Below are 15428 nucleotides of genomic sequence, written 5' to 3'. Positions count from 1 at the left end.
GGTTTTCCGGTTCGCCGGGGATCATTCCGCCGAACCGTTGTCGTGGTCCTCGGCAAGATCGTCGGCAAACCAACCCTTTCGCCAGATGAACCAGATCAAACCGGACGCCAATAGCAACATCACCAACCATGCGAAGAGGTAGCCGTACGGCCAGTTCAACTCGGGCATGTTTCCCGGCTTGTTCGTGTTGAAGTTCATCCCATAGACGCCTGCCACGAAGCTCAGCGGGATGAAGATGGTCGCAATGATGGTCAACACCTTCATGATCTCGTTCATTCGGTTGCTGACCGTTGACATGTAGTAATCGCGAAGATCCGATGCCATCTCGCGATAGGTGTCCAACAAGTCCATCAGCTGCACCGTGTGGTCGTAGCAGTCGCGAATGTAGAACTGTGTCTCGCGTTTGATCAACGAGTGCGGGTCGGGCATCAGGTGCACCAGCGAATCTCGCAGCGGACGGATGGCGCGTCGCAGGTTCATCAAGTCTCCACGCATTTCATGAACATGTCCCATCACCGGCACCGAACGCGGCCCGGTGATCAGTTCGTCCAATTCGTCGATCTGCTCCCCGAACGCGTCGACGATGGGAAAGTAAGCGTCAATCACGGTGTCGATCAGTGCGTAGGCCAAAAAGTCGCTGCCGGAGGCGCGGATGCTGCCTCGGTTGCGACGCAGACGTTCGCGCACCGGATCCAGGCAATCGAGCGTCTGCTCTTGAAGCGTCATCACAAAATTGCTGCCCAAAAACAGGCTCAGCTGATCGTAGCGGATGGATCCGCCGTCGGGCCGGGAGATCATCCAGATCACGACGAACAGATGGTCGTCGTAGACCTCGACCTTGGGTCTCTGGTGGTGGTTGACGGCGTCTTCGAATGCCAGCGAATGCAACCCGAACAGCTCTTGGAGCTTTTCCAATTGCTCGGTATCGCCCAGTCCTGAGACGTTGATCCAATGGACCTGGCAATCGTCAATCTTCGAAGCAAGATCCTGGACCGACGATGTGCGATGCTCACGCAATTCGTCCTCGCAGTAGCGAATCAGATGAAACGACGGCGCAGAGGATCCGGGGGCGCTGTGCAGCGTTCCGGGAGGGCTACCGGGCGGATTGCGTTTGGTGACTCGCGGGGTGGCTCGACGTCCGCGTCGGTTTCGGTGACGTGTCACGGGAAAGCTTCTCGGGGCGGTGACGGACAGGGCTTCGCGGCATCAAGCCAGCTCGGAAAGAATAGCCACCGAGAGCACCGAGGACACGGAGCCGGAGATCTGGCCTGACCGCATCGTTTGGGAACCGGGCTTTTCTCAGTGGCCTCCGTGGCAACGACTTTCACGAACGAAAGGCCAGGGAGCCAGGCTGGTAAACTGGCAAGTTGTTGCGATTCGCACCGTGGTTTTACACCACACGAGTATCGATGGTGACCGAAAATATTGGGGCAAAAGACATGATGCTTGACCGACTTACCGAAGCGATTATTGGCGCGGCAATCGAGGTTCATCGCATCCTGGGGCCGGGATTACTGGAGTCGATCTATGAGGAGGCATTGTGCCACGAACTGCAATTGCGGGGGATTGCGTGTGAACGTCAAAAGGCGATTGATGTCGTCTACAAACAACGCGTGATCAAAGGCCAGAAGCTAGATGTTCTGGTTGAGCGAGAGGTGGTGCTGGAATTGAAAGCGGTTGCCAAACTTCCCGAAGTTGCCACGGCCCAAACGCTGTCCTGCTTGAAATCAACCGGTTTGAAGCGGGCCTTGTTGATCAATTTCAGCCAATCCAAGTTGGTCGACGGAATCAAGCGACTATGCCTTTAATCAATTGTGTGTTGCATGGAAGCGATTGTTCACGGAAGGGGGGAGCCACCGAGAGCACCGAGCACACGGAGTCGAAGATTTAGCCTAACCGCATCGTTTGGGAACCGGGCTTTTCTCGGTGGCCTCCGTGTCCTCGGTGGCAAACCCTCGGTGGCAAAGTTGTCGGCAGCCAGGTCGTTTCGGGTGCATCGCGTGCACGGCCACGCGTGCTACGGCGCTTCCCAGACGCAGGCCGCGATCAGCCCGGATTCTTCCGACGGCGACACGCAGAGATTCTTTGGCTGAAATCCTTTCCGCAGCATCTGTTCGCCGGTGAGACGAACCAGCTCGATCGGTTCGTTGCAAAGGGACAACGTCGGGGCATGATCACTGCGCCAGACACCCGAGTAGAGCGTTTGTTTTGTTCTCGGATCGTAGCTGAGGTGCAGGTAGCAGGCTGGGTGCCGGGAGAACTCTGGCAGTCGTTCTGGCAGGTTCTCGATACCCGAAAAGAAGCTGTGCCAAGGGTCCAAGTCCGGTTCGGAGAATTCCTCCCACACGTCGCAGACCTTTTCAAGCCCGTCTCGGCCCACGTAGGCGTTTCGCACCACCGGTTCGTAGTGGTCCTTCATCAGCTGGAAATTCAGGTCGGACTGCTGTTTGTCGTTCGAGAAGGTCACGATCTGGGTCTGCGCCGTCGAGGCATCTTGTTGCCAGACGGCAGCGTATCGTTCGTCCTTGGCGTCACCGTCGGCCAGATAGCCGGTCAGGTCGACCAACTGATAGCTGTCGGCAAGCATTTGTGCTTGCTGAAACTCCAACTCCTCTCGCGTGAGATTCCATTGGTAGCGCGCCGCTCGGTCGCTTCGCTTCCAGCTGGCGGCAATCCGCAACGTGCCTTCGTGGCGATACGGACGAAGGGACTGCGGGATGTACCCGTGTGATTGAAGTCCCGAGGCGACAGCGTTCAAATCGATCGGCTGAAGCATCAAGGCAAATGCACCGCTGCGGGAAACCGCTCCGGAGGCCGCGTGGATTTTGTCGAACGCCAGTCCGCTTTCCAGACCTGCTGGGAAGGATGTTTGGGGTGGATCGTGTCGCGTCACCCAGTCCGCGACCAGCTGCTGCGCCTGGCGCGTCGCCTGGGAAACGGGATCGGGGACCCGCCACGTCTGTTCGTGAGTCTGGACCGCTTCGGTTGCGTATTTTGGCTCGGAGTCATCGCGGTACAAAGCCAAGTCTCCCGCCAGTCCGGCGGTCCGAATCAGTCGTACGGTGCAGGAAAGGTCCCAGATGGCCACGCTGCCGTCGGACAGTCCCACCGCCAACCTGCGTCCGGACGGTTCCCAATCGACCGATCCGATGGCGGCACCTTCATCGGCAAGCCGGAACAGAGGGGTTCCGGCGTTGACGTCAAATAGGCCGAGGGTTGAGGGCGTGACGTTGGCGGCGATCAGGTTTCCCCCATCCGTCAGGGCCATCCTGGAGGCGCTCAACGTTTCCTGATCCGAGAGCGTTTGAATCACTTGCCCCCGATCCAGATCCCAAGCTTGGATGGTGCCATCGATCGCAGCGGCGTAGACAACACTCCGCGATGGGTCGGGGCAGAGATTGCTGGTGGCGGTGGGACGGTTGATGGTCGTCACTCCGCTGCCCTCTTTCCCATCGATTGCAAACCAACTGAAGTGGCGCGGTGAAGCGACCGCCACGTGGCGGTCGCTGCCATCGAAGGTGACCGTCTTACCAAACACGGGGTGCTGAAGTCGCTGGACCAGTCTTGGGGGTTCGTCTTCGGGTGCGGGAAGAACTTCCCAGACCTGTGTTCCCTGCGTCCCACAGGTCGCCACGTAGCGACCATCGCTGCTAAAGCAGACGTCCTGGTAAACCTTGTGCCCCTGACGTTGATCGCGGACCGGTGCGTTGCCGACTCCATCGGCGCGCCACACCGAAAAGGATTCGGTGGTGACGGCGGCAAACAAGGATCCGTTGGGTGAATAGGCGATCCCCAGCACCGCCCCGTCCAAAGCAAGCGTGTTGAGTTCACGGCCGGACAGCGAGTCCCAGAAGGTGATGCGGCCATCCTGCGAACCGCTGGCCAGGATGGGGGCGGTCGGATGGAACGCCAAGCAATGAACGGCTTGGTTATGCCCTCGCAGGATCAACTTTTCCTCGGTCTGGTTGAAATCCCACACGCGGATCTTGTTGGCACCGGCCGACAGAATCCTTTCGCCCGATGGGCTGAAATCCGCGGAGCCAACGGTGAGGGCCGATCCGGGATGTTTTAGCAGTGCGACCATCCGCTGGGTCGCCATGTTCCAAAGTTGGACGGAGCCGGACCGGGTTTGCAGCAGCAGATGTCGGCCATCGGGGCTGGAGCTGATATTGCACACGGGATCCATCCGCCAGTTGGACCACTGCTGAAAGTCCTTGCATGAATAAGTCACGATGCCCTGGTCGGAGCCCACGACCAGGAAGCGATTATCCGACGTGAAACGTAGATCGGGCACGCCCGTCGTCGGCGCTGCAAGTCGGCGAAACAGTTCGCCGGTTTCCGCATCCCAGACAAAGATGCTCTCGGGCGCGTCCGCCGCGGCAACGAATCGGCCATCCGGGCTGGCTGTCACCGACAAGAAACCCATTTGCGGGTAGCGAAACTTGTACAGCGAAGGCGGTTTCAACCGGCGAATCACCTTTCCGTCGTCCAGATTCATGATCCGAATCTGGTGGCCGTCGATTGCGGCGACGCGGTTTTGAAACAGACTGAGCTCCATGAACAAGCTGTTGAACGGCAGATTGGTTCGCCACTGACGCAACCATTCTCCGCCGGCCTGCTGCTGCCAACTCTCCAGGCTCTTCCGGTCCGCAACCAGCAACGTCTTGCCATCTTTGGATGCGGCAAAGCCCCATCCCATCAATCCCTCCCGAAAGATATGTGATTCCTCTTGGCCGGTGGCCAGCGACCGAACCGAAACGTTGCCGTCAGGTAACGCCACCGCCACACGGTCTTCATCCAGGAAAACCGCGCAGTCCTCTCCGTCTTCCAGGACCGGGCCGTCGATCGTGATGGGTTGCAGTCCAACAAAATCTCCCAAGCAGGCGACCGCCTGTTGGCGGATCGCCGGCCAATCGATGTCGATACCGGAGAGACCGGATGCATTCTTCAACAGCGACCAGACCTGGTCGCGGTAGCCACTCTGTCTGGCCAAACGTAACGCTTCGGCCTCGCGAAGTTGTGACTGGAAGAGGTTCTCGGTCGCATCCAATTTCGCCTGATCGGATGCCTCCCGGGCGACCACCGCTTCTCGCCACCAAAAACCGACCGAGACGATCCCAACCAGGAGTGCCAGCAGCAGGCTTGCCGCCAAGCCTGCGATTTCCGGGCGACGTTTGCACCATTTCCAGACCCGATACGCCGGGCCGGTGCGCCGGGCACGGATGGGCACGCCGGTCAAGAAGCGATCCAGGTCGTCCGACAATTCACCCGCCGTTGCGTATCGGCGTTGGGGCTCCTTGTGAAGACACTTCAGGCAGATCGTTTCGAGGTCCTTTGGAACGTTCGGGCTGAGCAGCCGAGGAGGGACCGGATCGCGTTCGATGACTTGACGGATCGTGTCAACGGTGGAGTCGGCGATGAACGGCGCCCGACCGATCAGGCAGGCGTACATCACCGCGCCGATCGAGTAAACGTCGCTGGCGACACTGACCAGGTGGTGATTGGCAGCCGCCTGCTCGGGCGACATGTAGCTGGGGGTTCCCAAGATTTGACCGGTCGCAGTCAAACTGATGATCCGATCGTTGTCGTCCAGGCATGATTTGGCCAAGCCGAAATCGGTCACGTGCGGATTGCCCTCGCGATCGATTAACACGTTGGCGGGTTTGATGTCGCGGTGCAACACGCCGTGACGATGGGCGTAGTCGATTGCCTGGGCAACGGTCCGAGTCATTGACGCCGTCCGCTGCGGCGAGAGCGAGCCCTCCGCCAAGCGGTCCGCCAAGCTTTCCCCGTCGATCAGGTCCATCGTGAAGTAATGGTGTCCTTCGTGTTGACCGACTTCGTGGACACCGACGATGTTGGGGTGTTGCAGCGCTGCGGCGGCTCGGGCTTCCCGACGAAAGCGATCGACGTCGATTTCCGAGGCGAGGCGGCCGGCCAGAATCATTTTCAACGCCACGATCCGCCCCAGACTCCTCTGCCTGGCTTTGAACACAATGCCCATGCCGCCCCGCGCGATCTCGCTCAAGACCTCGTACTCGCCGATGTACTTCAGGTGCTCTCCGATCACCAATTCCGGATCCGATTCGACGCCGGATGCCAGACGGGTCCGCTCGAACGCCGAATCCACCGGCCGTTCACCCGGGACTTCGCGAAACGCCCCCATCGCTCGGTGAACCAGCAGGTGATTGTCCAGAAACTCACAGACGGAATCGGCATGCCGGGGGTGGTCGCGCCGAAGCTGTTCTCGATCGATCGATTCGCCACGTTCGACCGCTTGCAAGCACTCGGTCAACAGCCTTTCAAGCGAATCATCGGAGACGGGTGCGGAAGGGTCGGACATGGGAACCGTTGGCGGTGGACGCTCGACGAGGCAACGGTCCGTTTCGGGTCGCGAACGGCCAGCCGATGCGGCATCGCGTTCCCGCGAGACGGGTTTCCTGAACTCCCACAGTGTACCATGCCCACCGCGGAAACACTCCAATCGGTATCGCAGCCGCCGCGGTTGACGCCGTTGGCCGGTTAGGACGCCCCGGAGGCTCCCCACGGATCCTGCAGGGTCAATTGCTTGGCAGCCAGTTCGGCATAGCAATCGGGAAGATCGAATCGTGCCAGGACGTCGGGCACCAAGGTCGACAGGGGCCAATCGTAGTGCTCGCTTTCGGCGATCTCGGCGTACGAGGTCAACGCGTGCTTCAGGCTGACCCGGACGACCCGATCAGACAGCACCGCCGCGAAGGTGGCGGGCAGGGTGCCCCAGCCGCTGGCGACCAAATGGATGTCCGTGTGTCCGAGCGATTCCAGCCAACGCAACACCCGCAAGACGTCAAATGTCTTTTGGCCCACGTACGGCCGGCCCAACATGATGCTGTGGATCGCGTAGAAGTAATCGCTTCCGTAAGGACTGTGAAACGATCCCGGTTGGCTGGTTCCCGGAAGCGACTCACCGATTCCGCGGACATCGCACGTGAACAACGGCGCCGGGTTGTCTGCCAAGACCTGACCGATCAGCGGTTCGTCACGCAATTCCTGGTCGCTGGAAAGGTGCGACACGTACAGGATCGCCTTGCTTCCCGACCGCGGTGGTCGCGAGTGCCAGGGTTCGTCCGTCAAGCGGTACACGATTGCGTGCACGCCGGGTTCGGTGTCGACGGTGTAGGCCATCGCGTGTGGTTTGGGATACCCGCGTGACCCGAGGTAACGCCAGTTTCGGTAATCGGGCACCGAGCGACCTTCAAGCTCCAATGCCAGGACTTCCTTGATCGCCTGCTTGAGTGATTCACCCCGCAGCTGTCCCCGAGCCTGCGACAGACGGTTTGACTTTTCACGTGTGAAATCAAAGACCGTCCGAGTTCCTGGCAGCGAAGCAACCTGGCCCGTGGGTGTGCACCACAGCGTGGCGTCATCCTCAATTTGGATCTCCGGCTCCGCGATGAACGGGACCGTCGCCGAGGCCTGCAGAACGCCATCAAAGGATCCGTTCGAATCGCCGCCGGAGTTTCCCGCGGCGCGCTGGAACCAGGAGAACATCGCCTCACGGTTCTCCTGAGAGTAGCCGTGTCCGGTTGGTCCGATGAACAAAGCGACGTTGTCTTCGGCGTCCAGCAATCGATACAGCCGTTTGAGCTGTTGGTACGTTTGCTCGGATCCGCGGACATCAAAGAAGTCCTTTTCCTTGGCCAAGATGATCACCGGTTTGGGGGCCATCGCCGCCAAGAAATCCGCGTGATCCAGGTTCAGAGGAAAGGCGTCGGGTGGGCACTGTTCCGTATCCTGCGGCAACTCGTTTTCCAGGTTTCTCAGGAACGTGGTCACAAAACAGCTGGGCGCGGCAACACTCCACCGGGACTCCAAGCCACACAACCAGGTCGTCATGGTCCCGCCGCCAGAATTCCCGGTCACGCCCACGCGCTGCGGATCGACCTCCGGACGCGTCAACAGGTAATCAAGCGCGCGGATGCCGTCCCAGGCTCGCCACATCCCAAAAAATTCGCCAACCAGAAACTGTTGGTTGCCAGCGTGCAAGTGTTCGCGGACGCCGATCCCGACGGTCGACGCCAGATCCTCATCGACGTATTGCAGGCGTTCTCCCTGACCGATCGGATCGTAGATCAAGCAAACGTGACCGAGCCGGGCCAACCCCTGGGCGAACGACTGATAGGCCTCCGCCGCCTTTCCGTTGGTCGAATGACCACACGTTCCCACGACCGCCGGCATCGGTCCTCCGCTTCCGTTTGGGATGTACAGGTTGGCGGTGACCGGAAACCCCGGTCGACTGTCGAAAATCACATTCTCGATGCGATAGGTGTCACGTTGGACCGTCCCGGTGACCCGCGGGTTCAGTGGCGTGCGTTCCGGTTCCGCACCAAACGATTGCCGGCATCGAAGCTGAGCCTGACGGACGTATTGCTCCGCGTCCGCTTTGGTTTTCAATTGCTGCAGCTGTCGTTGATGTCGTCGTGCGGACTGCCTCGCTTGGCGGACCATAAACTCGTGGACCATCCGCGGAAACCGATTGAGAGGTTCGGTTTCGGACGCCCCCAGAACCGACCGCTCCGGCCACGCCAACAGGGCGGATCCGGCAGCGATTTGGCCGGCCATTTGCCGCATCCATTGCCGGCGGTTGTGGTGGACGATCGGGGGGGCAGAATCGACGCTCATGATTCGGTTCTCCGGCGGGCGGGGTGGGGCGGGCGTGGAGGAGGGGCCAGTCGGGATCTCAATTGTCCGTCGGCTTCACCGGTGTCTATAATCCCTCAAGATATCACCGGACAAACTGGCGGGTGCGATCGCTCGGATTCTGCCACCGTTCGAATCAAATTGTCGGCCTGCATTTGGGCGTCCACCGCCATGAACGACCGTGGCACGACAAGGCGATTGTTGATGGATGTCACCATGGACAGGAGACTTCGACGGCCGAGGTCCCCGAAAGTGTCCCACCCACCGCCGACCCACCCCACCGAACGTTGGACCGACCGTTGGGACGAAACGGAGCATCAGGCAGATTGATGCCCAGGCTCGTTCCGATGCCCCCCACTCCTTGATGTGCCTGCCCGTCAGTCGGGCCGGTTTGACACGCGCCCCTCGCGGGCCGAACGTCACGTTTGTTCCGTCCGTTCAACAGACGCTTCAGAACAACAGGCGCTCCAGTCGTGCCTGTCCCCGCCGCCCGAACCCACCCCTCGACCGGATACGTTTGTGACCAACCGCTGCAGGATGTTCGCCGCCCCGACGGGCCATTGGAAATGGCCACGGGCTCGCGCGCCACGCGTCGAAACGCCGTGGCGAGCCGGTGACGTTCGCCGGACGGTGCCGCGGTGGGCGTGGCTGTGCCGGACGGCGCTGTGCTGGGCAGGTCTGGCGACGATATCTTGCTGGCCGGTGGCGCTGGTCGACAGCGTGCGGGCCGCGGAACCCCCGGCGGATGTGCCGTCCGCTGTGCCGTCAGCAAGCGCGCCATCGGAAGCAGCGTCATCGAACGCTGCAGGAGACGACCAGCAGGGTGACGGTCATGACGTCCCGCTGATGACCGAATCGGATGCCGTCGAACTGGTGCGTCAGTACTGCGTCGACTGTCACCAAGGAGAGGGTGCAGAAGCCGGGTTGGATCTGGCGGAGTTTTCATCGGCCGCGGAGGTCGTGGACTCGATCGAGACTTGGAACAAGATCGCCGACAGGATTCATGAAGGCCAGATGCCGCCGGAAGGCAGCGACGCACCGACGGGTGACGTCCGCGGTGCGATGGTGACTTGGATCCGAAAGACCATCCATCGGGCCGTTTGCGAGGACGGGATTTCGCCGGGCGGGCCGATGTTGCGGCGGCTCAATCGCACCGAGTACGCCAATACGGTGCGCGACCTGTTGGGAATCCACGTCAATGCCGGACATGCGCTGCCGGTCGACGGGGCCGGCGGGGAGGGCTTTGACAATGCCGCCGAGACGCTATTCATCTCACCGATCTACGCGGAAAAGTATTTGGACGCCGCCCGCTCGGCACTCGGGCACGCGTTGAGGGACCCGGGGGCTCGCAACCGGATCATCGTGGCCGAACCCGACGCGGAGCGGACGCCACGGGAAGCCGCCGCCGCCGTGTTGAATGCTTTCTTGCCGCGCGCGTTTCGGCGACCGGTCGACGCTTCGGAGGTTGACCAATATTTGGACCTGTTTCAGTCGGTCTATGACCAGGACCAATCGTTCCTGCCTGCGATCCGGTTCGCGCTGGAAGGAGCGATGGTGTCCCCAAAGTTTCTGTTTCTGTGGGAGGAGCCCAACCGATCGGAGACGCCACAACCGATTTCGCAGTACGAGCTGGCATCGCGGCTGTCGTATTTCCTGTGGTCCTCGATGCCCGACCAGGAATTGATGAAGCTGGCAGCGGAGGGAAAGCTTCACCAGGATGATGTGTTGGCCACTCAGGTTGCCCGGATGCTGCACAGCGACGTCGACCGGCGTGGGCTGCGACGGGATTCCAAAGTCCGCGGCTTTGCGACCAGCTTCATCGAACAATGGTTGGGGACACGAGCGCTCGGTCGTGAGTTCAAGCCCGACAAGTCGGTGGCCGGCCGCTATGACTCCGAGCTCGAGGGCGGCATGAAATACGAGCCGATTTTCTTTTTCGAAGATCTGCTGTCAGAAAACAGATCGCTACTCAACCTGATCGATTCCGATTTCACTTATGTCAATCGGCGGCTGGCCGGGCATTACCGGGTCAAGGGAGAGTTTCGCGAGCAACCCAAACGCGTCGATCTGCCCGAAGACAGTCCGCGGGGAGGCGTGTTGGGGATGAGCGCCGTGCTGGCAGTTTCTTCCTATGCCCACCGCACGAGCCCGGTGCTCCGTGGCAAATGGATTCTGGAAACGCTGTTGGGGACGCCCCCGCCCCCGCCACCACCGAATGTTCCGGAGTTGGATGAGGGCGGGGAGACCGCACAGCCGACTTCGCTGCGCGAACGGTTGGAACAGCACCGAGCCGACCCGACCTGTGCCTCTTGCCACAACGCGATGGATCCACTGGGATTCGGCCTGGAAAACTTTGACGTGCTTGGCCGTTGGCGGACCGAGGCCGACGGCGTTCCGATCGACGCCAGCGGTGTGCTGCCCGGTGGGGCCACGTTTGCCGGTCCGGGCGAATTGAAGTCGCTGTTGCTGCAGCGAAAGGATCAATTCATTCGGCACCTGACCAGCAAAATGCTCGGTTACGCGCTCGCCCGCGGACTGACCAATGAGGATCGGTGCGTTGCCGAGGCGATCGCCGAAAAACTGGCGCAAGACGACTACCGGGCGCAAACTTTGGTCGTCGAAATCGTCAAAAGTGTCCCGTTTCGATTCAAACAAGGCCAGAATGAACAGGCGGTGGTCGGGCCCGTACCGGCTGCCGTCCAGGATCAGGATCCAACCCATGAGCAACTCAGTGAATAAACAACTGGCATCCCGTCACGCGCTGTCCCGCCAACCGGTGTATTTGGACGACCAACGCAACCGCGGATTTCCGCTTTCGCGACGCACATTGCTGCGCGGTGCCGGAGCGGCGCTAGCGCTGCCGTGGCTGGAAGCCATGATGCCCGCTGCAGCCGATGCCGCTCAGGCCGAGGGCCAACGCCCTGAGGATGCTCCGGTCCGGATGGCGGCCCTGTTCGTGCCCAACGGGGTGCGCGAAGACATGTGGACGCCCGAGGGGGAAGGACACCAGTTTGAACTTTCTCCGACGCTGCAACCGTTGGCTGAACTGAAAGATCAACTGCTGGTGTTGTCCAATCTTTGGAACCAGGCCAGCAACGTGGGTGACGGACACTACGTCAAAACCTCCGGGTTCCTGACCTGCACCACGATCAACAAATCTTTGGGGATCGATCTGAACTGCAACGGTCGCTCCATGGACCAGGTTGCCGCGGATCATTCCGGCGCCTCCACACCGCTGCGGTCGTTGGAGCTGGGGATTGACCCGGTCACCACCGGTGTCGACACGAACGTCGGCTACACGCGAGTGTACGGGTCTCACATCGCTTGGAACGGGCCAACCAGCCCGCTCGCACGTGAGCTAAACCCGTCGTTGGTCTTCGATCGACTGTTCCGCGCGGCGCATCCGACCGCCGCCGGTGCCCAGCGCGATGTGTTGTTGCTCGATCGCGTGCTGGCCGACGCCAAGCAGTTGAAACAGCGGCTGGGAGCTTCGGACCGACAGCGGATGGATGAATACCTGCAGTCCGTTCGCACCATCGAATCACGGCTGCAACAGCATCAAGACGGCGACCGCCAGTCGTGGGAGCCGTTGGTGGCGTTGGATTCCAAACAGCGTCCTCCGGAGGAACGTCCCGACAGTTACCAGGACCAGGTCCGGTTGATGTTGGACATGATCGCTTTGGCTTTCCAAACTGACACCACGCGGGTCTGCACGTTCATGTTTGGCAACGCCGTCAGCGGTCGCAACTTTTCGTTTTTGGAGGGCGTCTCGGGAGGCCACCATGACACCTCACACCACCAGAACGATCAGGAAAAACTGCGACAGTATCAATTGATCAACCGCTGGCACGTCGAACAGTACGCGTACCTTCTGGGCAAGCTGGACAGCATGCAGGAACGTGACGGAACGGTCTTGGATCATTCCATGATTCTGTACGGATCGGGGTTGCGGGACGGCAACAGTCACAGCCCCCACAATCTGCCGATACTGGTGGGCGGCAGCGGCGGAGGCCGATTGGCGACCGGACAGCACCTGTCCTTCGGTCGAGACACGCCCCTGGCGAACCTGTACGCCGCCATGCTGCAGGCCTTCGGAACCGGAACGGATCGGTTTGCCGACAGCACCGGCGTCCTGCCCGGCGTGTTGGCCTGAACCGATCAGGGCACAGCGTCCAGCGTTGAAGATCCACGGTGGCGGATCGATGACGCCCACGCCCGCCTTCGGCCGACAGCCGTGAATCGTTGTTCGTCGCTGCAAAGAGGTCTAGACTGTGGTCATTGGAGTCGTGTCCCGGCCCGGCCGGTAGCCACGTCCTGGTCCCAAAAACCTTCTTTCTGCGACGTCGGACATTGAAAACTGCCGGTTGGATTCTTGCCATCATCACGATCGCCGTCGTGATCTTCTTTTTTGTGTTGCCGGATTCGGTCTCGATCGACGAGGCCGCGATCGAACGGTTGCAGCGACAGGCAGATCAGCAAGCCGGTCGTGTTGATTCCCCGCGAGGTGCGTCAGACGACAGGACGCCGCTGCCGCCCAACGACATGGTGGTCGCGTTGGTGGATGACGGTGACTACTGGTTCATTGGAAAGTACGAAGACGGTGGCGGGGTGGAGATTCCGTTCCCGCCCGGACGTCGTCCCGAACCGCCGGCCGATGAACCGCCACAGCATGCCAATCCCGGCTACGTCGGGCCGCAAAGTTGTCAGGAGTGCCACCCGCAGTACTACCAGTCGTTTCAATCAACCGCCCACTATCGGACCACGCGGCCTTGTTCGCCCGAAACGATCGACGGCAGTTTTGTCGAAGGTCAGAACGTGCTGCGGACCAAGGAACCCAATCTTGCCTTCGAAATGTTGCGACGCGACGATCAGTTTTTTCAACGCGTGCGGTTTTTCGATTGGCACTTCGAAGTCCCAATGCAAATCATTACGGGATCTTCCAAGATGGCGCAGACCTATCTGTATTGGCACGGTGACGGCTTGTACCAGCACAACGTCACTCACCTGACCGAGGGCGACAAGTGGATCAACAGCCCCGGATACATCGACGGGGATGCGGCGTACGCCCGACCGGTTCCGGCCCGCTGCTTGGATTGCCACATGACCTACTTTGACTACCGGGCTCCGCCGAATCACTACACCCCCAACTCGATCATCTTTGGCGTCACCTGCGAACGTTGCCACGGACCCGGCGAAGCACACGTCCAGTTCCATCAACAGCATCCTGAACAAAAGGATGCCCATGAAATTGTGTTGCCTAGCGAGCTATCGCGCCAACGTCAGCTGGACATCTGTGGCCAATGTCATGCCGGTTCAACCCGATTGCGCGGGGAACCCTTTCAATTTCGTCCGGGCGATGAGCTGACCCAATACTACACTCCGCCACCGGAAGGATCCGATGCGGCGAACAGCGTGCACACCAGCAATCAAGCCGACCGCATGGCCGAAAGCGAATGTTTTCGGCAATCCGAGATGACGTGCACGGATTGTCACAATCCACACGAAAACGAACGTGGCAACATGCGGTTGTTTTCCGACAAGTGTCTGCAGTGCCACCAGACGGAGTCCTGTCATTTCACGCCGCCGGGCGGGATCGATTTGGCCGACAATTGCATCGACTGCCACATGCCGACACGTCCGACCGAGGACCTTCGCTTGCGATCGATCGCCGGAGACGTGTTTCCCTCTCTGCGGGATCACTTCGTGCGAGTCGACCAACAGGCCACCGACGAGTTTCTCCAGCGTCACCAAAGCGAGGCCACTTCGTCGCAGTGATCGACGCGGCGCACTGGTGCCTGCAGTGTTCTGGGACCCGCAACGCTCTGGTACCCGCACCGCTCTGGGGCACAGGCGTGCCCACGCCTTGGCGGTGCTGCAGGTTTCCCGGGCCGGGGCCAGATGGTCCACTGGGAGGTGGACTGATCCGCAGTGTCCGTTGCACGTCCGTTCGCTAGCCAAACCTCCCCCGCAGGTTTTCACTCGGCCTTTCCGCTCCAAGCTTGGTTTGTTGAAGTGTGCCGGTTATTCGCGTCGATAGGGTCCTAGAAGCGGCGGCCGATGGCCGACCGGCAACGGCCAGAGATTTGCGAGGCGAAAGGATGCGGCGACGAACGTTATTGTGTCGGATGGCGTGCTGGGGAATCGGCAGTGGTGCCGTGGCGTTCACCGGTTGCGGCAGTATTCTGTACAGCGAGCGGATTCACCGGCCCCACAGTCGTGACCTGGATTGGAAGGTGGCCGCGCTCAACGGACTGGGTTTGACGCTGTTTTTCGTGCCCGGCGTGATTGCGTTCGTCGTCGACTTCTACACCGGGGCGATCTATCTGCCGCCGACGGCATCCCATCATCACGCGTCGACGCCGCCCTCGACGGAGGCGGCCTCCGATGGGACGACCGGCGAGTTCGCGACGAAGGAGAATCCGCCCAGCTCAAGCGAACTGCGGCGAATCGGGACGCTGACGCCAGATCACGCCGCCGACACGCCGTTTCGGGCAGCGGAACTCGAACAGGTCGTCGCGGAAGAATTGGGCCAGTCGGTTTCCCTGTTGGACTCCAACGCCCGTGTCAGCGAATTGGCGGCGATCTCCGATTACCGGCAGCAGTGCCGAAGGCACCAGCGGGATCCGTCTTTCGGGACCGCTAGCGGTGATTTCTTCCGGAAAATGCTGCTCGGCTGATCGCTGTTCGGCGAACCCGATGCCCGCGGAATCCAGCCGATTTGGCGGAACCGTCCTTGAATTGGCAATACC

General features: G+C 60.8%; 8 protein-coding genes. 5 read left to right on the top strand and 3 right to left on the bottom strand.

From position 1 onward, the window contains the following. Positions 1-21: 21 nt before the first annotated feature. Positions 22-1164 (bottom strand): magnesium/cobalt transporter CorA, encoded by a 1143-nt coding sequence (corA, locus tag FYK55_RS16335; RefSeq protein ID WP_161604555.1) that lies wholly within the window; start codon positions 1162-1164, stop codon positions 22-24. A 245-nt stretch (positions 1165-1409) separates the two neighbouring features. On the opposite strand from corA, the gene FYK55_RS16330 reads away from it, so the two are divergent. After that, positions 1410-1808, top strand: a complete 399-nt coding sequence (locus FYK55_RS16330; protein WP_235908741.1) for a GxxExxY protein — start codon at positions 1410-1412, stop codon at positions 1806-1808. Between the two features lie 209 nt (positions 1809-2017). Here FYK55_RS16330 and FYK55_RS16325 read toward each other — a convergent pair whose 3' ends face one another. Both FYK55_RS16325 and FYK55_RS16320 read right to left on the bottom strand, forming a co-directional pair. Further along, positions 2018-6343: a WD40 repeat domain-containing serine/threonine-protein kinase gene (locus FYK55_RS16325; protein ID WP_150077505.1), complete on the bottom strand. Its 4326-nt coding sequence runs from the start codon at positions 6341-6343 to the stop codon at positions 2018-2020. Between the two features lie 179 nt (positions 6344-6522). Further along, positions 6523-8661 carry an alpha/beta hydrolase family protein gene (locus FYK55_RS16320; protein ID WP_150077504.1) on the bottom strand — a complete coding sequence of 713 codons (2139 nt, stop codon included), beginning with the start codon at positions 8659-8661 and terminating at the stop codon, positions 6523-6525. An 864-nt stretch (positions 8662-9525) separates the two neighbouring features. Here FYK55_RS16320 and FYK55_RS16315 point away from each other — a divergent pair. The 4 genes from FYK55_RS16315 to FYK55_RS16300 all read left to right on the top strand — a co-directional run bounded on the left by FYK55_RS16315 (position 9526) and on the right by FYK55_RS16300 (position 15356). Then, on the top strand, positions 9526-11418 hold the full coding sequence (locus FYK55_RS16315) for a DUF1592 domain-containing protein (protein WP_161604554.1): 1893 nt from the start codon (positions 9526-9528) through the stop codon (positions 11416-11418). Next, entirely contained in the window at positions 11399-12832 is a 1434-nt protein-coding gene (locus tag FYK55_RS16310; protein ID WP_150077502.1) for a DUF1552 domain-containing protein, read from the top strand. Before FYK55_RS16315 ends, FYK55_RS16310 begins: the two co-directional genes overlap by 20 nt. Before the next feature lie 197 nt (positions 12833-13029). After that, on the top strand, positions 13030-14454 hold the full coding sequence (locus FYK55_RS16305; RefSeq protein WP_150077501.1) for a multiheme c-type cytochrome: 1425 nt from the start codon (positions 13030-13032) through the stop codon (positions 14452-14454). Between the two features lie 323 nt (positions 14455-14777). Beyond that, positions 14778-15356, top strand: a complete 579-nt coding sequence (locus tag FYK55_RS16300) for a hypothetical protein (protein WP_150077500.1) — start codon at positions 14778-14780, stop codon at positions 15354-15356. Positions 15357-15428 lie beyond the last annotated feature (72 nt).

Source organism: Roseiconus nitratireducens, assembly GCF_008629675.1.
In the GTDB taxonomy this organism is placed as follows: domain Bacteria; phylum Planctomycetota; class Planctomycetia; order Pirellulales; family Pirellulaceae; genus Stieleria; species Stieleria nitratireducens.
This window is presented reverse-complemented; position numbering and strand designations above follow the sequence as displayed.

Excerpts from the sequence above, each read along its gene's own strand:
- FYK55_RS16330 (WP_235908741.1), top strand. The coding sequence starts at position 1,410 with ATGGTGACCGAAAATATTGGGGCAAAAGACATGATGCTTGACCGACTT.
- FYK55_RS16325 (WP_150077505.1), bottom strand. The coding sequence starts at position 6,343 with ATGTCCGACCCTTCCGCACCCGTCTCCGATGATTCGCTTGAAAGGCTG.
- FYK55_RS16320 (WP_150077504.1), bottom strand. The coding sequence starts at position 8,661 with ATGAGCGTCGATTCTGCCCCCCCGATCGTCCACCACAACCGCCGGCAA.
- FYK55_RS16315 (WP_161604554.1), top strand. The coding sequence starts at position 9,526 with ATGACCGAATCGGATGCCGTCGAACTGGTGCGTCAGTACTGCGTCGAC.
- FYK55_RS16310 (WP_150077502.1), top strand. The coding sequence starts at position 11,399 with ATGAGCAACTCAGTGAATAAACAACTGGCATCCCGTCACGCGCTGTCC.
- FYK55_RS16300 (WP_150077500.1), top strand. The coding sequence starts at position 14,778 with ATGCGGCGACGAACGTTATTGTGTCGGATGGCGTGCTGGGGAATCGGC.